Here is a 23511-nt window from a genome sequence, read left to right as displayed (position 1 = left end):
TCTGGCCGGCTGAGCCGGCCGGATGGTGATTTCAGCCGATCGGGACCGGCAGCTTGGTCGCTGAACTTTCGAACGCCGCGTCGATCAGCTTTTGCATGTCGGCGGCCCGCCGGAACGACGGATCGCCGTTCTGTCCCGTGTCCAGCGCATCGACAAAGCGCCGGGCGTTGTGCTTGACGGCAGGGGGCGTCAGCGTCCGCCAACGGTGCTGATCGACGTCGTCACCCAGGCAAGCGGACAGTTTCGACACCTTGCCGTCGGTCTCGACCTTGATCGCGCCCTTGGTACCGTGCAGGGCCAGCGACAAATCATTGCCGTGGCCTGTCGTGTAGCGGCTGGCCATGATCGTGGCCAGCGCGCCTGACCTGAGCCGCGCCGTTATCGCCAAGCTGTCATTAACGTCGAGCACATAGTCGCCGATGCGGTCGCCCTCCGCCTTCGGAAACGTCACCAGATCGGCACGCAGGCTGACGATATCCTCGGCCGCCCCATAGGTCGCGAAGTCGAGGATATGGATGCCGACATCGCCCAAAACACCTGTCGAACCGTGCCGGCCCGACAGACGCCACAGCCATTTGTCGTCGACCCGCCAATCGCCCCAAAACTTGCTGACCAGCCAGCTTTGCCGGTAGCTCGCCTCTACATGGCGCAACTCGCCGATCTCGCCGGCCTCCACCATGCGCCGCGCCTCCTGGATCACCGGAGTGTTGCGATAGGTCAGGTTCACCATGTTGACGAGCCCAGCCGCCTCGGCGGCATCGCTCATCGCAAGCGCATCGGCGTGGTTCGGCGCCAGCGGCTTTTCGCAGAACACATGTTTCCCGGCGGCCAGCAGGGCCAGCGTCGTCGCCTTGTGAACCTGGTCAGGCGTGGCGTTGATGGCGGCATCGAACTCGCCCCAAGCGATCGCCGCATCGAGGCTTTGAAAGAAAGTGCCTATTTTGTTGGCGGCTGCGAACGCCGCCGCGCGGCCCGGCAGGTGGTCGACGCAAGCGACGATGGCGCAGCCCGGGACCTGACCGAACTCCTCGATATGATGCGCCGCGATCCAACCGGTGCCGAGCAAAAGCAGGCGGTGCATCAGCTCAGCCCCTTATCACCGTCCGCATGCAGACGCAGGCCTTTCTGCACGATCTTCTCGTTGGCCTTGTCCGTCGGCACGTTTGGCGCATTGGTGATGCCGGACCAGGCCGGGGCCGGGTTCTGCGCCCAATGCACAGCGTTGCGCAGCACCTGCTGAACGCCTTTATTGTGATAGATCGGATAGGTCTCATGGCCCGGCGAGAAGTAGAAGATTTTTCCCGCCCCGCGCTGATAGGTCAGCCCCGATCGGAACACCTCGCCCCCTTCGTACCAGGAGATAAATACCGTCTCCAGCGGCTCCGGCACGGCGAACGGCTCACCATACATTTCCGTCTCGCCGATCTCCAGGCATTCGCCGATGCCTTGCGCGATCGGGTGGCCGCGGTTAATCGCCCAGACACGCTCGCGCTCGCCCGCCTCGCGCCATTTCAGCGAACAGGGCGTGCCCATCAGCCGCTTGAAGATCTTCGAGTAGTGGCCTGAATGGAGCACGATCAACCCCATCCCTTCCCAGACCCGCTTCTGCACGCGCTCGACGATCTCGTCCTTGACCTCGCCATGGGCGGCATGGCCCCACCATAAAAGCACGTCGGTGGCGGCCAGGCGCGTCTCGCTCAGGCCATGCTCGGGTTCCTGCAAGGTGGCGGTGGTCGCTTTGACACCCTTGTCCTGATTGAGTGCGGCGGCAATGGTGCCATGCATACCCAGCGGATAGAGGTCGCGTACGGCGGCATTGGTCTGTTCATGGACGTTTTCACCCCAGACAACGGCTCTAACAGGCATTGTTCCTCTCCAAAGCGCTTTGAATATCGCGTCCACGGACGTCTTGGGAAGAGGCCTTCAACCAAAAATTCTGAAATCAGGGCTTGCGGGCCTTGCGGCCGGGGACGATCTTGGCCTTGCCGGGTTTCGCCGGTGCACCCGGAATGGCGGAACTGGTAATCGATACAGGATCGCTGGCCGGGAACGTGTCCTCGAGGCCTTCCTCAAGTTCCTCCTCGGCGTCGGTCTCGTGATGCCGCTCGTGTTCGAGCGAACGGACCGCCGCGGTTTTCGGCGATTTCGGCGCGGACTTCGACGGCATCGGCATCTCTCCCTCGACTGTCGCCGCTCAACGGACGCGGGCGGCAAACGTTCCTGGGTCAGCCGGCGGCGTCGCGGGCTCCCTCGGACAGGAAAGTAAAGACATAATCGGAGAAGGAACGCCAGCACTCGACCCGGAAGGCCTCGTCGGCCGTGCGCAGCAGCACGATCTCGGCCTTGCCGAGAATGGTGCGCGAAGCGGCGCCCACCGGGAAGGCGTCGAGCGACAGGTCCTGCGGGCAGCCCGAATTGATCGCGGCTTCCGCCGCCGGACCGGAGACTGAAATCGCGATGTTGCGATGCGAGATACCGACCGACGAATGCAAGGCGGAAACTCCTGCGCAATCGGCGAGCGGATCCTTGCCGGCTTCGTCGATGACCAGCCATTCATCCGGGCCAAGCCACAGCGCCGTACGCCCCGCTTTGGACGCCGAGGTTTTCGGCTTCTTCGGCAAGGTCACACCGAGCGCCTTCGACAGAGCACCGACTGAAGCCTCCGGCGCGCGCAGCGAGATACGCTCGGCCGGCGGCAGCACCTCGACCTTGACACCCGTTGCGGAGACTGTGCGCCCGGCCAATGCCGGACGCCGCTCTGCCGAGGGTGAAGCCGTCGTGGCCGTCTTTGGGGCAGCCTTAGCCATTGAGGCGACCTCCCGTCTCGTCGAAGAACACCATGCCGGTAACCTCCACTTCGATGATCCCGTCCGGCATCGGCACATAGAGCGTGTCGCCCATCCGGTCACGCCCGCCGGCGACAAGCCCCAGCGCGATGGAACGGCCGCAATTTTGCGACCAATAGCTCGAGGTGACATGGCCGATCATCTTCATCGGGACCGCCTGCTTGGGATCCTCGACGATCTGCGCGCCCTCTTCCAGCACCACCTTTGGGTCCTTGGTCTTCAGGCCGACCAGTTGTTTGCGGCCCTTGGCGACGAGATCAGGCCGCGTCAGGCCGCGAATGCCGACGAAATCGGCCTTCTTCTTGCCAACCGCCCAGTCGAGACCGGCGTCGTTTGGCGTCACCGTACCGTCGGTATCCTGGCCTACGATGATGTAGCCCTTCTCGGCGCGAAGCACGTGCATCGCCTCGGTGCCGTAGGCCGTAGCGCCATGCTTCTGGCCCTCGGCCCACAACGCTTCCCAGACCGCCTGGCCATGGTCGGCCGGCACATTGACTTCGAAACCGCGCTCGCCGGTGAACGACATGCGGAACAGCCTCGTCGGCACGCCGCGGATCTTGCCCTCGCGCACCGACATGTGCGGCAGCGCCTCGTCGGACATATCGATGCCTTCGACCAGCGGCGCGATGATGTCGCGCGACTTCGGCCCCTGAACGGCAATGACCGCCCACTGCTCGGTGATCGAGGTCAGCCAGACATTAAGGTGCGGGAACTCGGTCTGGAGATAATCTTCCATGTGGTTCATGACGCGCGGCGCGCCGCCTGTCGTCGTCGTCACATGGAAGCGGTCCGGCGCCAGCCTGCCGACGACGCCGTCGTCATAGATGAAGCCGTCCTCGCGCAGCATGATGCCATAGCGGCAGCGACCGGGCTCCAGCTTCTCCCACGGATTGGTGTAGAGCAGTTCCATGAACTTCGCCGCGTCGGGGCCGACCACTTCGATCTTGCCCAGCGTCGAGGCATCGAACAGGCCGGCCTGGTTGCGGACGGCGACGCATTCGCGGTCGACCGCCGCATGCATGTCCTCGCCTGCCTTGGGGAAGTACCAGGCGCGCTTCCACTGGCCGACGTCCTCGAACACCGCGCCTTGCGCCTCGGCCCAGGGATGGATCGCGGTTCTGCGTGTCGGGTCGAACAGCGGTCCACGCGCGTGGCTGACGATCGCGCCGAAGGTGACAGGCGTGTAGGGCGCGCGGAACGTGGTCAGGCCGACTTCCGGGATCGGCTTGCCCAGCGTTTCGGCGGCAATCGCCAGTCCGTGCATGTTAGAGGTCTTGCCCTGGTCGGTCGCCATGCCGTTGGTGGTGAAGCGCTTGACATGCTCGATCGAGCGCATGCCTTCATGCACCGCCTGGCGGATGTCCTTGGCGGTCACGTCGTTCTGGAAATCGACGAAGGCTTTCACCGTCGTGTCCGGCCCGGCGCCAGGGCCAGCACCCAGCATGCCGCGCGACCAGCTTTCCGAGGCTTCGACCTTCGGCTTGGTGCCCTTGGACACCTTGCCGCCTGTTTCTTTCGCCGCCTTGGCGCCCGCCGCATAGGCCTCGTCCACGGTCGCCGTCAGGCCGTCGCTGCCGTTGCAGGCGCCGACCGACACGCAGTCCTGCGCGTAGGTGCCGGGCACGAAGCGCTTGGTCTCGTCGTTGAAGGCGACCTTGCCGCGCGATTGCGAGAACAGATGCACCGACGGCGTCCAGCCGGCGGACATCAGGATCGCATCGACGGGAATAGTGCGTTCGCCGCCGCCATTCTTCGGCTGCACCGTCATCGACGACACGCGTAGCTTGCCGCCGGCGCGGATCACGGCACGGCCGAAATTGATCTCGATGCCGAGGGCCCTGGCCTCATCGATCACCGTGCCGGTCGGGTTGTCACGCAAATCGACGATCGCCGCCACGTTGATGCCGGCCTTCTTCAGGTCGATCGCGGCGCCGTAAGCCGAATCATTGGCGGTGTAGACGCCGACATTCCGGCCGACCGCGACACCATAGTGGTTGAGGAAGGTGCGTGCCGCGCCCGCCAGCATGATGCCGGGCCGGTCATTGTTGGCAAACACCATGTGGCGTTCGATGGCGCCGGAGGCCAGCACCACGCGCTTGGCGCGGACCTGCCAGAGCCGTTCGCGCGGCAGATCATGGCCGGGGGCCTTCAGGTGATCGCTGACGCGCTCGACCAGACCGACGAAATTCTGCGCGTAATAGCCGAACGCCGTGGTGCGCGGCAGCACCCGGACATTGTCCATCGCGCTCAGTCTGGCGATCGCCGCTTGTGCCCAGGCAAAGCCGTCCTGGCCGTCGATCTTCGCACCAGATTCGAAGCGCAGGCTGCCGCCGAACTTGGCCTGCTCGTCGGCCAGGATGACGCGCACGCCGGTCTCCGCCGCGGCAAGTGCCGCCGCGATGCCGGCCGCGCCGCCGCCCAGCACCAGCACGTCGCAATGCGCGTAACGCGAGGAATAATGGTCGGGATCCGGTCGGTCCGGCGAAACGCCGAGGCCGGCGGCTTCGCGGATCTTAGGCTCGTAAAGGCTCTTCCAAGCCGCCTTCGGCCACATGAAGGTCTTATAATAGAAGCCGGCCGAAAATAGCGGCGACGCCAGGTCGTTGACGGCGCTGACATCGAAGGACAGCGACGGCCAGCGGTTCTGCGAATTGGCGGCGAGCCCGTCATAGAGTTCCTGCACGGTGGCGCGCACGTTCGGCGTCTTGCGCGCGTCATCGCGCACGATCTGCACCAGCGCGTTGGGCTCTTCCGCGCCGGCCGACAGGATGCCGCGCGGGCGGTGGTACTTGAACGAGCGACCGACCAGATGCACGCCATTGGCGAGCAGCGCCGAGGCCAGCGTGTCGCCCTCTATACCGGCATAGGACCGTCCGTCGAAGCTGAACCGCGCGGTCTTGGCCTGGCTGAGGCGTCCGGCGCCGGGAATGCGCAACGCGCCGCTCATTTCGCTACTCCGGGCAGCTTGGAGGGTTTCGGTTCGCCGGCCTTGTAGGTCATGACGAACTTGTCGGTGACGGTGTCGCGCACCGCGTTGAAGAAGCGCGCGCAGCCATGCATGTGGCGCCAGCGCTCATAGATGATGCCCTTGGGGTTCGAGCGGATGAAGAAGAACTTCTCGAAGTCGTCGTCGCTCTCGCCCGCCATATTGGCCGAGCGGGCGATGTGCGCCTCGCCGGCGTTGCGGAATTCGAGTTCCGGGCGCTCTTCCTCGCAATAGGGGCAGCGGATGAGAAGCATCGTGTTTGTTCCTACAATTCGCCGTGGCCGACGCGCGCGCCGGCCGGTTGATCGCAAAGCTTCTGGCCCATGGTCATGAAGGGAGCGACGAGCCGCAGCCGCTCCTCGACGCTCGTCGCCGCGCTGAAGAGATCGCGGTTGGCAATGTTGCCGAGCGTCAGTTGCATCGGATCTGTCGTAACGATGACGCCACGCGGCTGGAAATCCTCGTCTTCATCCAGCCCATGCGGCCTGCCTTCGAAGAACATCACCACTTTCTGGCCGACACTCCAGACGCAGGCGAGCATTCCCTCGTCGACCGAAAACGGCCAGCCGGTCTCGTTTCCCGCACGGCTGATCGGCTGCAGCCGCACTTCCTGCGCCGTCGGAACATGGAACATGCCCTGTTCCCCCGCCAGTATCAGCGGCACCGCGACTGCCACCTCGGCCATCATCATCAGTGCGCCACCGCCGCCGCCGCCGCCTCGTCGATGAGGCGGCCGGTGCGGAAGCGCTCGATGGTGAAGGGCGCGTTGATCGGGTGCGGATCGTCCTTGGCAATGGTGTGGGCAAAGACATGCCCGGACCCCGGCGTCGCCTTGAAGCCGCCCGTGCCCCAGCCGCAATTGACGTAGAGGCCGGGCACCGGCGTCTTGGCCAGGATCGGCGAGCGGTCGGGCGTGACGTCGACGATGCCGCCCCACGAGCGCAGCATCTTCATGCGCGTGAAGATCGGGAACATTTCGCAGATGGCGTCGAGTGTGTGCTGAAGAATGTGCAGCCCACCGGTCTGCGAATAGGAGACATACTGGTCGGTGCCGGCGCCGATCACCAGTTCGCCCTTGTCGGACTGCGAGATGTAGGCGTGCACCGTGTTCGACATCACAACGCAAGGCACGACCGGCTTGATCGGCTCCGACACCAGCGCCTGCAGCGGATAGCTTTCCAGCGGCATGCGCACGCCGGCCATATTCATGATGACGGAGGAGTGGCCGGCGGCGACGACGCCAACCTTCTTGGCGCCGATGAAGCCACGCGTCGTGTCGACGCCCGTCACCGCGCCATTGGCAGCCCGCTTGACGCCCGTCACCTCGCAATTCTGGATGATGTGCACGCCGCGCGCCGAGGCGCCGCGCGCATAGCCCCAGGCGACCGCGTCATGGCGCGCCGTGCCGCCGCGACGCTGCAAGGCAGCCCCGACGACCGGATAGCGTGCGTCCTTGGAGGTGTTGAGCGGCGGGCAGAATTCTTTCGCCTGCTCGGGTGTCAGCCATTCATTGTCGATGCCGTTGAGTCGGTTGGCATGCACGTGGCGCTTCAGCACCTGGATGTCGTGCACATTGTGGGCCAGCATCATGACGCCGCGCGCCGAATACATGACGTTGTAATTGAGCTCCTGAGAGAGCCCGTCCCACAGCTTCAGCGCATGGTCGTAAATCCCGGCGCTCTCGTCGTAGAGATAGTTGGAACGGATGATGGTGGTGTTGCGGCCGGTGTTGCCGCCGCCCAGCCAGCCCTTTTCCAGCACCGCGACATTGGTGATGCCGTGCACGGTCGCGAGATAGTAGGCGGTGGCCAGCCCATGGCCGCCGGCGCCGACGATGATGACGTCGTATTCCTTCTTCGGCTCCGGCGAGGACCATTGTTCCTCCCAGCCCTTGTGGCCGCGCATGGCCTCGCGGGCGATGGCGAATACCGAATATTTCTTCACGTTCCAGCCTCGCAAATGGCAGCCGGGCGTTCATCATCAAGCCCCGGCGCGCGAGGTGTATCACTAGCGAAACAGCGCTGCCACCCTTGCGCTGTTTGCGACGGCGCTTGCCGTTTTGCGCCGCGCTGAAAAAGAGCTATCCGGCCTGGCCCCCGTGATTGCCTTCAGTCACACTTCTCGGCGCTGGGATTCGGAGGATGATGATGGGCAACGCCTGGTGGAACCTCACATTGCGCTTCCTGCTGGAGCTTGCCGCCTTGCTTGGCCTTGCCATGGCAGGCTGGAGTCTTTCGGACGGAGCGTGGCGTTGGGTCCTCGCCGTTGCCTTGCCGCTCGCCGCAGCCGGGGCATGGGGTACCTTCGCGGTCCTCAACGATCCAAGCCGGTCTGGCCGGGCACCGGTGCCTGTGCCGGGCGCTGTCAGGCTGGCGCTGGAATTCGTCGTCCTGTCCGGCGGCGCGGCGGGTTTCCATCTGGCAGGCCATACCATTCCGGCCATCATCATGGCCCTGCTGATCGTCATCAGCTACGCGTTCTCGCTGGATCGTCTGGCATGGCTGCTGCGGCAGTAGTGGCGCGAATCTCCGCGGCTTTCGGGTGGCTGCTGTCCTGCCGATTTGCGACCAAGCATCCGATCGCCGGCGAAGCTGGCGCGAAGGACAAGGATGCCAAACATGCTCGCACTCGCCAACAAGATCGCCATCGTTACCGGCGCCAGTTCCGGCATCGGCCGCGCCGCCGCCAAACTGTTCGCCGAGGAAGGCGCCAGGCTCGTCATTTCCGCTCGCCGCCAAACGGAGCTTGATGCACTGGCAGTCGAAATCGAGGACGCCGGCGGCACGGCCGTCGCTCTCGCGGGAGATGTCACGGACGAGACCTATGCGAAAGCCCTCGTCGAGTTGGCGGTGGGCAGCTTCGGTGGTCTCGACATCGCGTTGAACAATGCCGGCTCCGTCGGACTGATGGGGCCAGTCCCCGACATGCCGGCACAGACATGGCACGGGACGATGGACACCAACCTGACCAGTGCCTTTCTCGGCGCGAAGTATCAGATACCGGCCATGCTGGAGCGCGGCGGCGGCTCGCTGATCTTCACATCGAGCTTTGTCGGTTACACCGCAGGCATGCCGGGCATGGCCGCCTACGCCGCCGCCAAGGCAGGCCTGATCGGTTTGACGCAGGTGTTGGCCACCGAATACGGACCGAAGGGACTGCGCGTCAACGCGCTGCTGCCGGGTGGCACCGACACACCCGGCGCGACGACGACAACACCCGAGGCCCGCGCCTTCGTCGAGGGACTCCATGCCCTGAAACGCATGGCGCAGCCGCAAGAGATCGCCCGCTCGGCGCTTTACCTTGCCTCTGACGCCTCGAGCTTCACCACGGGTACCGCGCTGTTTGCCGATGGCGGCGTGTCGATCAACCGGACGTGAGGGATTTTTGCGGTGAACGGGCCTGTTCGTCGTTGTGACGCAGGCGGCCGCTCTTGCTTTTTCGGCCCGATTTGGCGATTCCGTTTGCTGTCGAACGGGTCTTCTTGCCAAGACGGGTTGTGAAACCATGATGCTGGTCCGAACCTATGTTGCCCAGAGCGCGATCGAAGGCGTGGGCATGTTCGCCGCCGAACCGATCCGGAAAGGCGCCTCGATCTGGCGCCTGGATCCGGATTTCGACCGGCTGATCCCGGTGGACACGTACGAGACGGCACCCCAGCCCCTGAAGGAATTACTCGACCGCTACGCCTATCCGAGCCCGGATAAGCCCGGTTTCATGGTCTACGAGGTCGACAATGGCCGTTTCATGAACCATTCGGCGACCCCGAACACCGACTTTTCGCAATATGGAGGGGCGACCGCGACCCGGGATATCGCCGTCGGCGAGGAGATCACCTGCGACTACGGTGAGTTCTTCGAGGATTTCGAGCGGCTGCACCTGGCGACGGCGTAACGGGCACACTATCTCCAGCCGACGTGGCAATTTGGCCGTCGTCTCTCATTTCGACTGTGGACAGCGAGGCTTGATTCTGCTATCAGCCGCCACAATTCGTGGTGTCGAGCGCCGCGGAGGCTTGCGGCTATGGCTGCTTGCCTGTTGATATCAAACCCGAAAGACAGGATTGCCCGTGCAGGTACTCGTCCGCGACAATAACGTTGATCAGGCGCTTCGCGCGCTCAAGAAGAAGATGCAGCGCGAAGGCATTTTCCGCGAAATGAAGATGCGCGGCCACTACGAGAAGCCTTCCGAGAAGCGCGCCCGTGAAAAGGCCGAAGCCGTTCGCCGCGCCCGCAAGCTGGCCCGCAAGCGCGCACAGCGCGAAGGCCTGCTGCCGATGACCCCGCGTCCGGTTGCTGCTGGCGGTGCCGCCGGTGCAGCGCGTCCGCCGCGCTGATTATCGCCAATATTTCGTCCTTTTCGAAGGATACCTGGGTGGCGCGATGCGGAATCGCCGCCACCCTTTTATTTTGAATGTGACCCGGCCCGGAGGGGGGAACCGGACCTGAACGACGGCGCAAGTGAGGACAGGGCAGACATGAACGCAACGAGCGTGGAGCGCGGGACCGCATTGCGTGGTTTCGCCCTGACAGCGGCCCTGCTTTCCGGACTGGTGCTTGCCGGCTGCCAGACATCGGGCCCGGCCGGTGAATTCAACAACATCGACAAGGCGCAAGGGTCGACCGAGAACATCTCCTCGCTGTCGGCGGTCATCCAGCGCAATCCCCAGGATCCGGAAGGCTATAATGTCCGCGGCTCGGCCTATGGCCGCGGCGGCCAGTACCAGGCGGCGCTCAAGGATTTCAACCAGGCCATCCAGCTCAATCCGAATTTCTACCAGGCCTATTCGAACCGGGCCCTTATCCAGCGCTTCCTCGGCAACCAGGAAGCCGCCCTTGCCGACTACAATCGCTCGATCCAGATTAACGGCAATTATGATGCCGCCTATATCGGCCGCGGCAATCTCTATCGCAAGGCGGGCCGCACCCAGGATGCCTTCACCGACTTCCAGAAGGCGATCCAACTCGATACGACGGATGCCCGCGCATACCACAATCGCGGCCTGATCTATCAGAGCCAGGGCCAGCACAAATTCGCCATCGAGGATTTCTCGACCGCCATCTCGCTGGCTCCCGACGCAGCCGAACCCTACAACGGCCGTGGCCTCTCGTATCTGGCGACCGGTGACGAGGACAACGCCTTCTCCGATTTCAACATGGCCATCAAGCTCGACGGCCAGAACGCCGAGGCCTGGGCCAACCAGGCGCTGATCTATGAACGGCGCGGTGACAAGGCAAAGGCGGCGAAGGCCTATCATGAGGCCGTGCGCCTCAACCCCAGCTACCAGCCTGCCAAGGACGGCCTCGCTCGCGTCAGCTGACGTCGGCTTCATCAGGCCCGCGCCAGGCGCCACTGCATCCCGCGTGTCCGAAAGGGCACGCGGCGTTGAAGATCGCCGCAATCCGGCAACCCTGTGTTAACCCCCGCGACAAGCCGTTAACCCTCGCCTTGTTCGCGCCAAGTTTTCGGCGGAACGGTCGCGGCGCTCGAGACGTTACTGAAGACTGATTGCGAAAGGACCCCCCATGATCAAGAAACTCGTCTGCGCCGCCGCCCTTGCAACGACCATGTTCGCTGCCGCTCCGGCAAGCGCCGGCAGGTTGCAACTCGGCACGCTCGACTGCACCATCGATGGCGGCACCGGCTATCTCGTGACGTCCAACAAGGGCGTGTCCTGTGTGTTCCGGCCCTATCATCACGGGCCGTCTGAAATTTACACCGGCGTCATCTCGAAGCTCGGCGTCGATCTCGGCAAGACGCACCAGGGCCAGTTGGTCTGGGCGGTGTTTGCCGCGACCCGCGACCGTGACGCGGGCGACCTTGCCGGCAGCTACTACGGCGTCAACGCCGAGGCGAGCGTCGTCACCGGTGGCGGCGCCAACCTGCTGGTCGGCGGCTTCGACAGCGCCTTCATGCTGGAGCCGCTCAGCGTCCAGGCCCAGACCGGCGTCAACCTGGCGGTCGCCGTCACCTCGCTGGAGCTGATCCACTCGCTCAAGTGATTGCATGGAGCCACGCGCTCGACGCCCCTCACCCTACGGCGCGGAACCAGATAGTATGGTTCCGCGCCGTTTGATTTCGAGGGGACCCTCATGCTCAGGACAGCCATCGCCGCTGCCGCGACCACGATCGTGCTTGCGGGAGCCGCACGAGCGCAGGACCAGGGCATCGAACTCGGCGCCCTTGAATGCGCTATATCGGGCGGCACCGGCTTCATCTTCGGCTCGAGCAAGGATTTGAGCTGCACCTTCACCCCGGCCGACAGGACCTTCGCGCCGGAAGCCTATTTCGGCGCCGTCAACAAGTACGGTCTCGACATCGGCACGACCAAGCAGACGGTGATGCGCTGGCTGGTGCTGACGCCGCTGAAGAACATCTATGCGCCGGGTGCATTGGCGGGTGACTATATCGGCGCCAGCGCCGAAGTTACCGCCGCCGTTGGCGCCGGCGCCAATCTCCTGGTCGGCGGCTCCTCGCGGGCCTTCGCCCTGCAGCCGCTCAGCCTGCAGACGCAGACCGGCATCAATCTCGCCATCGGCGTCAGCCAATTCCAGTTGCGCAGCACCGAGAATTGATCGCAAGCGGTCCGGCCAGGACGACGCTGGCCCAAACATATTTCGAGAAAATCGCTTGAGCTCAACCGAGGTTGAGGTTCTACAAACCCGCCCCGAGCAAGGCCGCGTCTCGAGGCAGCGGGCATGGTCCTGCCGGAAGCCTCGTGCTGGCTTCTGGTGCCATGCGGCTGCATCGAGATATGCAAGGCAGGGATGGACATGACTGAAATCACCAGCAACAAGGTCGACTGGCGCGCATTGTGGGCAAGCGGCGACCTCGCCCGCTTCTGCTTCATCAGCCTCGGCATCCTGCTGCACGCCACCAATGAGACGATGGTGGCGACGGTCATGCCGGCCANCTTCTGCTTCATCAGCCTCGGCATCCTGCTGCACGCCACCAATGAGACGATGGTGGCGACGGTCATGCCGGCCATGGTCGGCGAACTGGCCGGCGTACAGCTCGTCGGCTGGTCCCTGGCGATCTACGAACTCGGCGCCATCGTCGCCGGGGCCGCAGCCGGACGCCTGGTGAGTTATATCCCGCTGCGCACCAACATGGTGGTCGCGGCCTTGCTTTATGCCGCCGGGGCGCTGATCTGCGCCACCTCGCCCTCGATGCAATTGTTCCTTGCCGGCCGTTTGATCGAGGGCCTCGGCGGCGGCGCGCTGGTGTCGCTGGCCTTCGTCTCGGTCGAGCGGCTGTTTTCGCGTGCCATCTGGCCACAGCTTTTCGGTATCATGTCGGCTATCTGGGGCGTCGCTGCCTTCAGTGGCCCGTTGCTCGGCGCTGTTATGACCGAACTGCTGTCTTGGCGCTGGGCCTTCGGCGTCTTCACACTCGGCGGCGCCGCCATGGCGCTGGCAAGCTTCCTCGTACTCAACACCCCGGAGGCGAAGAGACCCAGCATGAGTGCCGGCAAGGCGCCGCCATTCCCTTTCATGGCGCTTGGCTGTCTTGCCGTCGCCGTGGTGCTGATCGCCTCCGCCGGCGTCGACATCGCCCTGTTGCGGTCCTCGCTGCTGATCGTGCTGGGCCTGACAAGCCTCGCGCTGTTTTTCTACGTCGACGGGCTGAAGCCGCGCTCCAGGCTGTTCCCGGCGCGGCTGTTCTCCTGGCGCACGCCGGTCGGCGCCGGCATGACCATGGTCGCTGCCTTTTCCATCGCGACCTGCTCCTTCGGCGTCTACGGGCCGCTGCTGCTGACCAGCCTGCACGACATTCCGCTGCTGACCACCGGCTACATCATCGCCGCCGAATCGATCGCCTGGTCGATCCTGTCGATCCTCGTCGCCAACGCTCCGCCGCGGCGCGAACGGCTGATCATCGTCTGCGGCGCACTGATGATCGCGGCGGGCATCGCCGGCTTCGCCTACACCATACCGCTGGGCTCGATCCCGCTGATCCTGGTCTGCGCCCTGCTGCAGGGCGGCGGCTTCGGCATTGCCTGGCCATTCCTGACCCGCGTCATCGTCGCCTCCGCACCCGACGAGGAGCAGACCATCGCCTCGGCGGCGGTGCCGACCATGCAGCGCATCGGCTATGCCGTGGGCGCCGCCCTTGCCGGCATCGTCGCCAATGCCAGCGGCTTTTCGCAAGGCCTGAATCATGACGCGGCGGCCAATGTCGCGAGCTGGCTGTTCCTAGCCTTCGTGCCGCTCGGCATTCTGGGTTGTCTCGCCGCCTTGCGGACATCGGCGGCGGCAAATCGGCCTCTGCAGGCCATCGGCTGACGCAGGTTATCGGAAGGGCTAATTCACTCGACACGCAGGCGGTAGCCGACACCGGTCTCGGTGGTGATGTAGCGCGGCTGGTCGGGAATTTTTTCGATCTTCTGCCTGAGCTGGCGGACATAGACCCTGAGGTACTGCACGTCGGTCGAATCGTCCCAGATCTGCTTCAGGATGAAGTGGTGGGTCAGCACCTTGCCGGCATGCTGCACCAGGATGCGCAATATGTCGTACTCTTTCGGCGAGAGCTTCACCTCCCTGTCCTCGACCTTGACGACGCGCTTGACCAGATCGACGCTGAGGTCACCGCTCTGGAATACCGGCTTCTCACCCTGTTGCTGGAACTTGTGGCGCAGCGCCACCCGGATGCGCGCCACCAGTTCGTTCATGCCGAACGGCTTGGTGACATAGTCGTCGGCGCCGAGTTCGAGCGCGCTGACGATGCCGGCCTCGTCGGTACGGCTGGAGAGGATGACGACGGGAACGTCGACGCCCTCCTCACGCCATTTGCGCAGGAGTTCATGGCCCCCCATGCCGGGCAGGCCGAGATCGAGCAGCACCAGGTCCGGCTTCTCCTGTTCCATCAGCTCGATCGCCACCTTGGCGTTCGGCGCCTCGCTGACCGCGTAACCCTGGCTGGCGAGGCCGACCCGCAGCAGCTTGCGGATCGGCGGCTCGTCGTCGACGACCAGTATCCTGACATTCGAATTGGTCATCAAGGCTGATCCGTGCTGGGCTCGTCGCCACGGTTGCCGATATCGCGCGCTTGCGCCGGCACCGGCATCCTGATGGTGAAGGCGCCACCGGGGCGGTCGGTCCGGTTGGTGGCCGCGATCGTGCCGCCCATCGCCTCGACGAAGCCACGGCAGATCGACAGGCCAAGTCCGGTGCCGGCGCGCACCTGATCGCCCTTGCGCACCCGGTAGAAGGTGTCAAAGACGCGTTCCAGGTCCTGCGCCGGAATGCCCGGTCCTTCGTCCATGATCCGCACGATGACGGAGCCATTGTCCGCCCAGGCCTGGACGCGGATCGTCGAGCCGGGCGGCGAATATTTCGAGCCATTGTCGAGAAGGTTGAACAAGACCTGTTCGAACAGCACGGGATCGAGCCGCAGCATCGGCAGGTCGGGCGGAATATCGACCTCGATCTTGTGCGCGCTGGTGATCTTGCGGGCACGATCGAGCGCCGTGCCGACGATATCGCCGACATAATGGAGGGAGTAGTTCGGCTCTATTGCCCCGGATTCGATCTTGGTCATGTCGAGCAGGTTGGCGATGAAGCGGTTCAGCCGCTCCGATTCGTCGATCACGGTCGACAGGAGCTCCGCCCTGTCCTGCTCGGGAAGGTTGGGCGCGAATTCCTTGAGCGTGCCGGCCGCGCCCATGATGGCCGCGAGCGGCGTTTTCAGGTCATGCGAAATCGAGGTCAGCAGCGCCGAGCGCAGCCGGTCGGCTTCGGCCGCGAGCTTGGCGCGGTCGACATCGGCAACGAGCTGGATGCGTTCGATCGCCACCGCCGCCTGATCGGCCAGCGCATCGAGCAGCCGCTGCTGCTCGGGCGTCAAAAGCGGGCCCTGCTTGTCATTGTCGAGGCCGACGACGCCGATTGCGGTGCGTCCCGTGCGCAAGGGAAGATATAGGCGCTTGGCGCCAGGAAGCGTGTCGGCGCCGCGTCCGGCGGCACGGTTGTGCTCCCAGGCCCAGCGTGCGGCGGCGATGTCGGCCTCGGCCAGCGTGTCGTCGGGCGGATAGCCTGCCTTGACGGTGATCGTGCCGTCTTCCGGCAGCAGCAGCACCACGCGCAGCTTCAGCATCGAGGCGATCTGGAAGGCGGTGGCCCAGAGCACGTCGTCGAGTGTGCCGGCGCCTGCGAGCTTCTTGGAAAACAGATAGATGTCCTCGGTTGCCCGCGCCCGCGAGCGGGCGGCGGCGGCCTGACGCTGCACGCGCGCCGTCAGGTTGCTGGCGATGACGGCAACGGCGACAAAGACGGCNGGGCGGCGGCGGCCTGACGCTGCACGCGCGCCGTCAGGTTGCTGGCGATGACGGCAACGGCGACAAAGACGGCAATCGCGACGATGCTCTCGGGATCGCGGATGGTCAGCGTGTAGCGTGGCTCGAGGAAAAAATAGTTGAAGGCAAGGACACTGAGGAAACAGGCGTAAAGCGCCGGCCAGAGACCACCGGCCACCGCCGATGTCAGCACCGAGAGCAGGAAGACGATCGCCAGATTGCGAACGTCGAGGAACTGATCGAGAGCAGTGCTGACGGCCAATGATCCGGCAACGTAAGCCGTGGCGAGCAAATACGGCTTGGCCTGAAAATGCCTATCCTCGGCTGCCGCGTTCACTCTCCTGGAAGACGTTTCGGTGTCCCGCTCCGTTCCGGAGATGACATGGACACTGATGTCTCCGGCATTGCGGATCAGATCGTAGGTGAGCGACCCCTCGATCAGTTCGCGCCAGCGCGACCGGGTCGGCCTGCCGACCACGATGTGGGTGAAATTGTTGGCCGTGGCATGGCGAACGATGTCCTGGGCGACGCTCTGGCCAGGGATGGTCGTCACCTCGGCACCGAGCTGCTCGGCGAGGCGCAGCAGTGTCGCGAGCCTGTCCTTGTCGTCCTCGGACATGCCGGCGGAGCGAGGCGTGTCGACATGAAGCGCCGTCCATGGCGCACGAAGCCTGTCGGCCAGCCTGCGTGCGTAGCGAATGCGGGCTGCCCCGCCCGGACGGGCATCGACGCAGACAAGCACCCTTTCGCCTGCCGCCCACGGACCCTGGATAGCATGGGATTGCATGTGGTTGAGCAACTGCTCGTCGACGCGCTGGGCGGTACGGCGCAGCGCCAGTTCCCGCAACGCCGTCAGATTGCCGGGCGAAAAATAGTTCTCGACGGCGCGCTGCGCGGTGTTGGGGAAATAGACCTTGCCCTCCTCCAGCCGCTTGATCAGGTCGTCGGGCGTCAGATCGACGATCTCGACATCATCCGCCTGGTCAATGATCGAGTCTGGAACCGTCTCGCGCACCCTGACCCGGGTAATCTGGGCGACGACGTCGTTCAGGCTTTCGACATGTTGGATGTTCAGCGTCGTATAGACGTCTATGCCCCGTGCCAGGATTTCCTGGACATCGAGATAGCGCTTGGGGTGGCGGCTGCCGGGCGCGTTGGTGTGGGCGAGTTCGTCGACCAGGACCAGCGCCGGACGCCGGGCAAGGATGGCATCGATATCCATCTCGTCGAGGACGCGCCCCTTGTAGTCGACCCTGCGGCGGGCAATGACTTCATACCCCTCGACCAGGGCCCGTGTTTCCTTGCGGCCATGCGTCTCGACCACGCCGATCACCACGTCGGCACCGTCGGCCACCCTGGCACGACCCGACATCAGCATCTCGTAAGTCTTGCCGACACCGGGTGCCGCACCCAGGAATATGCGCAGACGGCCGCGCCCTTCCCGCTCGGCATGCTCTAGCAGCGCGTCGGGAGATGGTCTGTTTTCGACGTAGCTTCTGTCGTCCGGCATCGGGTCTGATCATGAATGGCGCCGGGGACCGTGTCGATCCCCGGCGCCGGACATCACCTATTTCGCGGCATCCAGCGCCAGGTTGAGGGCCAGCACATTAACCGCCGGCTCGCCGAGCACGCCCAATTCCCTGTCCTCGACCTGGCTGTCGACGAGCGCCTTGACGTTGGCCTCGTCGATGCGCCTTGCCTTGGCCACGCGCGGAACCTGGAAATAAGCGGCCTCGGGACTGATCTGTGGATCAAGGCCGCTGCCGGACGTCGTCACCAGGTCCATCGGCACCGGCTGGTCCGGGTTCTCAGCCTTCAGCTTTTCCGCATCGCCCTTGATGCGTTCGATCAGCTTCGGGTTGGTCGGGCCGAGGTTGGAGCCGCTGGAGGCGCTGGCATCGTAGCCGTTGCCGGCGGCCGACGGCCGTCCGTGGAAATACGTGTCGCTGGCGAAGGCCTGGCCGATCAGTTCGGAGCCGATCACCCTGCCGTCCCTCTCGATCAGGCTGCCATTGGCCTGGGGCGGGAACAGCGCCTGGGCGATGCCGGTCATGCCGATGGGATAGACGAGCCCCGTCAGCACGGTAAAGAAAACGATCATGATGATCGCGGGTCTGATCTGCTTGAGCATCGGAATGATCCTTATGCAAGGCCGAGGGCCGTGACGGCCATGTCGATTATCTTGATGCCGACGAACGGCACGACGATGCCGCCGAGGCCGTAGACGAGAAGGTTGCGGCTGAGCAGCGCACCCGCGCCGATCGCCCGGTACTTCACGCCGCGCAGCGACAACGGGATCAGCGCGATGATGATCAGCGCGTTGAAGATGATGGCCGACAGGATGGCGCTCCGCGGTGTCGCCAGATGCATGATGTTAAGCGCTTGAAGCGGACCTGTGGTCTGGCCGGGCGCGACGTAGAAGACGGCGAACATGGCCGGGATGATGGCGAAATACTTGGCCACGTCATTGGCGATGGAGAAGGTGGTCAGCGAGCCGCGCGTCATCAACAGCGCCTTGCCGATCTCGACGATCTCGATAAGTTTGGTCGGATCACTGTCGAGGTCGACCATATTGCCGGCCTCGCGAGCAGCGACCGTGCCGGTGTTCATGGCGACGCCGACATCGGCCTGGGCGAGGGCTGGCGCATCATTGGTGCCGTCGCCGCACATCGCGACCAGCTTGCCCTTGGCCTGCTCGTCGCGGATCAGCTTCAGCTTGTCCTCCGGTGTCGCCTGGGCAAGGAAATCGTCGACGCCGGCTTCGGCCGCGATGGCCGCTGCCGTCATCGGGTTGTCGCCGGTGATCATGACCGTGCGGATGCCCATCTTGCGCAGCTCGGCGAAACGCTCGCGGATTCCGCCCTTGACGATGTCCTTGAGGTGCACGATGCCGAGCAGGCGCCCGTCCCGCTCGACCGCCAGCGGCGTGCCGCCGGATTTCGCAACCTCATCGGCGATCGCCTGCAAATCCCTGATCGTGTCGCTGTTCGGGCGCGTCGCGCTGCTGGCCGATGTCGCCTGGCTGACATGGGCGAGCACGGAATCGACCGCGCCCTTGCGTACCGAGGAACCGTCGATGTCTACGCCGCTCATGCGGGTCTGCGCGGTGAAGGGCACGAAGGTAGCACGCAATGTCGCCATGTCGCGGGCACGGATGGCATACTTTTCCTTGGCCAGCACCACGATCGAGCGGCCTTCCGGCGTCTCGTCGGCGAGCGAGGCAAGCTGTGCCGCGTCCGCCAGTTCCTGCTCGCTGACGCCCTTGACCGGGCGAAATTCCGTCGCCTGGCGGTTCCCGAGCGTGATGGTGCCGGTCTTGTCGAGGAGCAGCGTGTCGACGTCGCCGGCGGCTTCGACGGCGCGACCCGACATGGCCAGCACATTGAAGCGCACCAGCCGGTCCATGCCGGCAATGCCGATGGCCGACAGCAGCGCGCCGATCGTGGTCGGGATGAGCGTCACGAACAGGGCGACGAGCACGGTCACCGAAATATAGCCGCCCGAGTAGTGGGCAAAGCTCGGGATGGTCGCTGTAGCCAGCACGAAGATCAGCGTCATGCCGACGAGCAGGATGTTGAGCGCGATCTCGTTGGGTGTCTTCTGGCGCTCGGCGCCTTCGACCAGCGAGATCATGCGGTCGAGGAACGTGTGACCGGCGGCGGCGGTGATGCGCACGCGAATCCAGTCCGACAGCACCTGCGTGCCGCCGGTGACGGCCGAGCGGTCGCCGCCGGATTCGCGGATCACCGGTGCGGACTCCCCCGTGATCGCCGCCTCGTTGACCGAGGCGACGCCCTCCACCACCTCGCCATCGGACGGGATGATGTCGCCGGCCTCGACGAGAACGACATCGCCGACCTTCAGGCTGGTGCCGGGCACCAGCTTGAACCTGGTGCGGTCCTCGCCCGTCAAAAGCTTGGCCTGGGTTTCGGTGCGGGCCTTGCGCAGCGATTCCGCCTGCGCCTTGCCGCGCCCTTCGGCGACGGCTTCGGCGAAATTGGCGAACAGCACGGTGAACCACAGCCACATGATGATCTGCAGCGTGAACAGCAAATCACCGCCGCCGGTGACGAGGTCCTTGACGAACAGCACCGATGTCAGCGCCGAGACGACGGCGACGACGAACATCACCGGGTTGCGGGCCAGCGTGCGCGGATCGAGTTTGCGGAAGGCGCCGCCGATGGCGGGCCACAGGATGCCGGCATCCATGATGCTGGCTGACTTTGACTGACTCATTTCGAAGCTCCGGCTTCAGTGTTGGTGTGCGGCGGCGATCGGTCGGATGCGGAGAAAAGATGAGGAAGCCCGTAGGCCAGCAGCCAAAGCGCGATCATGGCGGCGGCAAGCCCAAGAAACGTCGACATGGTCGGGAAGGGAGGCGGCAGCCCCTCCTTGCCCGGATCGGCCCGACGCCTGACATTACGGCGCTTGTTGCTGAACCAGGACATGTCTGCCTCAGAATGTCTGTCCATGGATCATCGCCAAGTGCTCGACGACAGGTCCGACGGCGAGCGCCGGGAAGAAAGTCAGGCCGCCGACGATGACGATGACGCCGACCAGCAACCCGACGAACAGCGGACCGTCGGTCGGGAAGGTGCCGGCCGAGGCGGGGACGGTCTTCTTCGCCGCCAGCGCGCCGGCGATGGCGAGCGCCGGGATGATGACCAGGAAGCGGCCCATCAGCATGCCGATGCCGAGCGTGATGTTGTACCAGGGCGTGTTGCCGCTGAGGCCGCCGAAGGCCGAACCGTTGTTGGCCGCCGCCGAGGTGTAGGCGTAGAGGATCTCGGAGAAGCCGTGCGGCCCGCCATTGGCGATCGATGCCACCGCGCTCGGCAGCACCACCGCGATCGCGGTGAAGATCAGCATCGCCAGCGGCAGGCACAGGATGGCCAGCATCGCCATTTTGACCTCCTTGGCCTCGATCTTCTTGCCGAGATATTCCGGCGTGCGGCCGACCATCAGGCCGGCGACGAAGACGGCGATCAGGATGAACATCAGCATGCCGTAGAAGCCGGCGCCGACGCCGCCGACGACGACCTCGCCGAGTTGCATGTTGATGAGCGGGATCATGCCACCGAGCGCGGTGAAGCTGTCATGCATCGCGTTGACCGCGCCGCAGGAAGCGGCCGTCGTGATGACGGCGAACAAAGCCGAGAGCACGATGCCGAAGCGGGTCTCCTTGCCTTCCATGTTGCCGCCGTCGATGCCCAGCGCATGCACCAGCGGATTGCCCGCGGCTTCCGCCCAATAGCAGACGGCGACGCCGGCGATGAATAGCACGCCCATGGAGGCGAGGATCGCCCAGCCCTGGCGCTGGTTGCCGACCATGCGGCCGAAGACGTTGGTCAATGCGGCGCCGACGACGAAGATCGACAGCATCTGGATCAGATTGGAGAAGGCGTCGGGATTTTCGAATGGATGTGCCGCGTTGGCATTGAAGAAACCGCCGCCGTTGGTGCCGAGCATCTTGATGGCGACCTGCGAGGCCACCGGCCCAAGCGCGATCGTCTGCTTGGCGCCCTCGAGCGTCGTGGCGTCCACGTAAGGCCCCAGCGTCTGTGGCATGCCGAGCCAGACATAGAACAGGGTGAGCACGATGCAGAGCGGCAAGAGCACATAGAGCGTGGCGCGCGTCATATCGACCCAGAAATTGCCGATCGATCTTCCGGAAGCGCGGGCAAAGCCGCGGATCAGCGCGATTGCAATGGCGATGCCGGTGGCGGCCGAAACGAAATTCTGGACCGTCAGCCCGGCCATCTGCACGAGGTAGGACATGGTGCTTTCACCACCGTAGTTCTGCCAGTTGGTGTTGGTCATGAAGCTGGCGGCGGTGTTGAAGGCGAGCGCCGGGTCGACCGCGCTCATGCCGGCGGGATTGTAGGGCAGACTGCCTTGCAGGCGTTGCAGGATATAGAGCACCAGGAAGCCCGCCAGGTTGAACAGCAGGAGAGCCACCGCATAGGTGGTCCAGTGTTGCTCCTCGCGCTCGCTGGTTCCGCAAATGCGGTAAAGCCCGCGCTCAAGCGGGCCGAGGATCGGTGAAAGCGGCGTGCGATCGCCATTGAAGACGCGGTGCATGTAGAAGCCAAGCGGCTTCACCAGCAAAACGAGGATCCCGCAAAAGACCAGGATCTGTATCCATCCGTTCAGTGTCATGGTTGTGGCTTTCCGTGCCTTCAGAAGCGTTCTGGACGAATGAGCGCGTAGGTGAGGTAGGCGAGCAGGAACAAGGTCACGCCACCGCCGAGGATGTAATCGACAAGCATGGTCCGATCCTTCAGCCTAAATTCTATCGCAAGCTTTGACGTAGACGATGGACAGGCCGAAGAACAAAGCCCCGACCCCGAGAACAATAAAGTCCATTGTGCTTTTCCTTGCTTCCATTTTCTACCGTTCGCCTGCCAAAAACAGGTCGGCAATACCGTGAGACGGCGCGCAGCACTGCGGCGGCGCCCGACGGCTTTTGCTCGACCTGAATATGGACCCGATCACCATAAAGGTTCGAGACGGGGCGGATGGGAAAGAAATAGGAATTCTATAAAGGTTTCCGGCGCGGCTCGCCGTCTAAGAGCAGCTCGTCGACGCGGATTGCCGCGAAGGATATGCCGCCGCGCTTTGCGGCCTTGCTGGGACGCTACCGCGGCTCCCGCGTCAGGCTGAGATAAGTCGGATCGAACTCGGCGATTTCCTGGAGCCTGTGCCAATCCAGGATTGTCACCGTGTGATTTGCCCAGTTGACGACGCCGACTTTGCGCAAGGCGCCGATGACGCGGTTCATGTGTACGACGGAAAGACCGAGCACATCGGCCAGTTCGGCCTGTGAGAGCGGCAGATGAAAGCTCATGCCGTTGGTGCGCTGCACCACCTGCAGTCGTACGAAAAGCTCACAGAGGAGATGGGCCAGGTGTGAGGTCTTGGAGCGACGGCCCATCGCCACGATCCACTCGCGATGGATGGCGCCATCGACCAGCGTATCCAGCCACAGCAGCCGCGTCAGATGAGGCGCTTCCTCGGTGATGGCACGAAGCCGGCTGTGATCGGCGAACATGACATGGCAGGGCGACATGGCAACGATGCCGTGATCCATCGTCTTCAGGAGGAAGGCGTGGAGATCGACGAAATCGCCGGGCACCTGCAGCGAGGTGAACTGCCGGCCGCCGCTCTCGAGCACCTTATAGCGCGCCGCCAAACCGTCGAGGATGAGGGTCGAATAGGCGGGCCGCGCGCCCGATGCGACGATATCCTGACCGACCGCGAAATGCCGCTCGAAAGTCATGGCTTCAGCCAGCAGCGCCTTTTCGGCATCGGAAAGCGCGTCGTGCTGGGCGAGATTCAGATACAGGGATTCCAGCACCGCTATCTCCAGCGAAAGGGCTCAGAGCCGA

23 protein-coding genes and 1 pseudogene are annotated in these 23511 nt (G+C 64.3%); 8 read left to right on the top strand and 16 right to left on the bottom strand.

Annotation, left to right across the window (positions count from 1 at the left end; all coding sequences use genetic code 11):
• Positions 1 to 31: 31 nt before the first annotated feature.
• The 8 genes from X739_RS157325 to X739_RS157360 form a co-directional block, all read right to left on the bottom strand.
• Positions 32 to 1081 carry a Gfo/Idh/MocA family oxidoreductase gene (locus X739_RS157325; RefSeq protein WP_023770553.1) on the bottom strand — a complete coding sequence of 350 codons (1050 nt, stop codon included), beginning with the start codon at positions 1079 to 1081 and terminating at the stop codon, positions 32 to 34.
• Positions 1081 to 1866, bottom strand: coding sequence for a ThuA domain-containing protein (locus tag X739_RS157330; protein ID WP_023770554.1), 786 nt, complete (start codon positions 1864 to 1866; stop codon positions 1081 to 1083). Before X739_RS157330 ends, X739_RS157325 begins: the two co-directional genes overlap by 1 nt.
• A 76-nt stretch (positions 1867 to 1942) precedes the next feature.
• Positions 1943 to 2167, bottom strand: a complete 225-nt coding sequence (locus X739_RS157335) for a hypothetical protein (RefSeq protein ID WP_023770555.1) — start codon at positions 2165 to 2167, stop codon at positions 1943 to 1945.
• A gap of 58 nt (positions 2168 to 2225) precedes the next feature.
• Positions 2226 to 2807 carry a sarcosine oxidase subunit gamma gene (locus X739_RS157340; RefSeq protein WP_023770556.1) on the bottom strand — a complete coding sequence of 194 codons (582 nt, stop codon included), beginning with the start codon at positions 2805 to 2807 and terminating at the stop codon, positions 2226 to 2228.
• A complete protein-coding gene (locus X739_RS157345) occupies positions 2800 to 5793 on the bottom strand; it encodes a sarcosine oxidase subunit alpha (RefSeq protein WP_023793831.1) in 2994 nt (997 codons plus the stop codon). Before X739_RS157345 ends, X739_RS157340 begins: the two co-directional genes overlap by 8 nt.
• A complete protein-coding gene (locus X739_RS157350) occupies positions 5790 to 6086 on the bottom strand; it encodes a sarcosine oxidase subunit delta (RefSeq protein ID WP_023770558.1) in 297 nt (98 codons plus the stop codon). The genes X739_RS157345 and X739_RS157350 overlap by 4 nt, the downstream gene beginning before the upstream one ends.
• Positions 6087 to 6097: 11 nt before the next feature.
• A complete protein-coding gene (locus tag X739_RS157355) occupies positions 6098 to 6520 on the bottom strand; it encodes a hypothetical protein (RefSeq protein WP_023770559.1) in 423 nt (140 codons plus the stop codon).
• Between the two features lie 2 nt (positions 6521 to 6522).
• On the bottom strand, positions 6523 to 7776 hold the full coding sequence (locus X739_RS157360; protein ID WP_023793829.1) for a sarcosine oxidase subunit beta: 1254 nt from the start codon (positions 7774 to 7776) through the stop codon (positions 6523 to 6525).
• 197 nt (positions 7777 to 7973) lie between these two features.
• Here X739_RS157360 and X739_RS157365 point away from each other — a divergent pair, with 197 nt between their 5' ends.
• From X739_RS157365 to X739_RS157400, 8 genes are all read left to right on the top strand, one after another.
• Entirely contained in the window at positions 7974 to 8348 is a 375-nt protein-coding gene (locus tag X739_RS157365; protein WP_245273800.1) for a DUF2568 domain-containing protein, read from the top strand.
• 102 nt (positions 8349 to 8450) lie between these two features.
• The gene (locus X739_RS157370) at positions 8451 to 9209 is read left to right on the top strand and encodes an SDR family oxidoreductase (RefSeq protein WP_023793824.1); all 759 of its coding nucleotides are present in this window, start codon (positions 8451 to 8453) and stop codon (positions 9207 to 9209) included.
• 127 nt (positions 9210 to 9336) lie between these two features.
• Positions 9337 to 9723: an SET domain-containing protein-lysine N-methyltransferase gene (locus tag X739_RS157375; RefSeq protein ID WP_023770562.1), complete on the top strand. Its 387-nt coding sequence runs from the start codon at positions 9337 to 9339 to the stop codon at positions 9721 to 9723.
• 175 nt (positions 9724 to 9898) lie between these two features.
• The gene (rpsU, locus tag X739_RS157380) at positions 9899 to 10165 is read left to right on the top strand and encodes a 30S ribosomal protein S21 (protein WP_010911429.1); all 267 of its coding nucleotides are present in this window, start codon (positions 9899 to 9901) and stop codon (positions 10163 to 10165) included.
• A 141-nt stretch (positions 10166 to 10306) separates the two neighbouring features.
• Positions 10307 to 11149, top strand: a complete 843-nt coding sequence (locus tag X739_RS157385) for a tetratricopeptide repeat protein (protein WP_023770563.1) — start codon at positions 10307 to 10309, stop codon at positions 11147 to 11149.
• A gap of 205 nt (positions 11150 to 11354) precedes the next feature.
• Positions 11355 to 11831 (top strand): DUF992 domain-containing protein, encoded by a 477-nt coding sequence (locus X739_RS157390; protein ID WP_023770564.1) that lies wholly within the window; start codon positions 11355 to 11357, stop codon positions 11829 to 11831.
• 90 nt (positions 11832 to 11921) lie between these two features.
• On the top strand, positions 11922 to 12404 hold the full coding sequence (locus tag X739_RS157395) for a DUF992 domain-containing protein (protein ID WP_023781232.1): 483 nt from the start codon (positions 11922 to 11924) through the stop codon (positions 12402 to 12404).
• 198 nt (positions 12405 to 12602) lie between these two features.
• Complete coding sequence (locus X739_RS157400; RefSeq protein WP_023793819.1) at positions 12603 to 14114, top strand: MFS transporter; 1512 nt, start codon at positions 12603 to 12605, stop codon at positions 14112 to 14114.
• Between the two features lie 23 nt (positions 14115 to 14137).
• On the opposite strand, the gene X739_RS157405 is transcribed toward X739_RS157400, so the two are convergent.
• From X739_RS157405 to X739_RS157430, 8 genes and pseudogenes are all read right to left on the bottom strand, one after another.
• Positions 14138 to 14827, bottom strand: coding sequence for a response regulator transcription factor (locus tag X739_RS157405; protein ID WP_023770567.1), 690 nt, complete (start codon positions 14825 to 14827; stop codon positions 14138 to 14140).
• Positions 14827 to 17633 (bottom strand): annotated as a pseudogene (locus X739_RS01000000165900) (sensor histidine kinase KdpD). Before X739_RS01000000165900 ends, X739_RS157405 begins: the two are co-directional and overlap by 1 nt.
• A gap of 57 nt (positions 17634 to 17690) precedes the next feature.
• On the bottom strand, positions 17691 to 18254 hold the full coding sequence (gene kdpC / locus X739_RS157410) for a potassium-transporting ATPase subunit KdpC (protein ID WP_023793817.1): 564 nt from the start codon (positions 18252 to 18254) through the stop codon (positions 17691 to 17693).
• 11 nt (positions 18255 to 18265) lie between these two features.
• Positions 18266 to 20359 carry a potassium-transporting ATPase subunit KdpB gene (gene kdpB / locus X739_RS157415; RefSeq protein WP_023781230.1) on the bottom strand — a complete coding sequence of 698 codons (2094 nt, stop codon included), beginning with the start codon at positions 20357 to 20359 and terminating at the stop codon, positions 18266 to 18268.
• Entirely contained in the window at positions 20356 to 20595 is a 240-nt protein-coding gene (locus X739_RS157420; RefSeq protein ID WP_245273799.1) for a hypothetical protein, read from the bottom strand. Before X739_RS157420 ends, kdpB begins: the two co-directional genes overlap by 4 nt.
• Entirely contained in the window at positions 20579 to 22282 is a 1704-nt protein-coding gene (kdpA, locus tag X739_RS157425) for a potassium-transporting ATPase subunit KdpA (protein ID WP_023793814.1), read from the bottom strand. Before kdpA ends, X739_RS157420 begins: the two co-directional genes overlap by 17 nt.
• A gap of 20 nt (positions 22283 to 22302) precedes the next feature.
• A complete protein-coding gene (gene kdpF, locus X739_RS21090; RefSeq protein WP_015315765.1) occupies positions 22303 to 22392 on the bottom strand; it encodes a K(+)-transporting ATPase subunit F in 90 nt (29 codons plus the stop codon).
• A gap of 368 nt (positions 22393 to 22760) precedes the next feature.
• On the bottom strand, positions 22761 to 23480 hold the full coding sequence (locus tag X739_RS157430) for a Crp/Fnr family transcriptional regulator (protein WP_023770574.1): 720 nt from the start codon (positions 23478 to 23480) through the stop codon (positions 22761 to 22763).
• Between the last annotated feature and the right edge of the window lie 31 nt (positions 23481 to 23511).

The sequence above is a fragment of the Mesorhizobium sp. LNHC209A00 genome, from assembly GCF_000502915.1.
In the GTDB taxonomy this organism is placed as follows: Bacteria; Pseudomonadota; Alphaproteobacteria; order Rhizobiales; family Rhizobiaceae; genus Mesorhizobium.
This window is presented reverse-complemented; position numbering and strand designations above follow the sequence as displayed.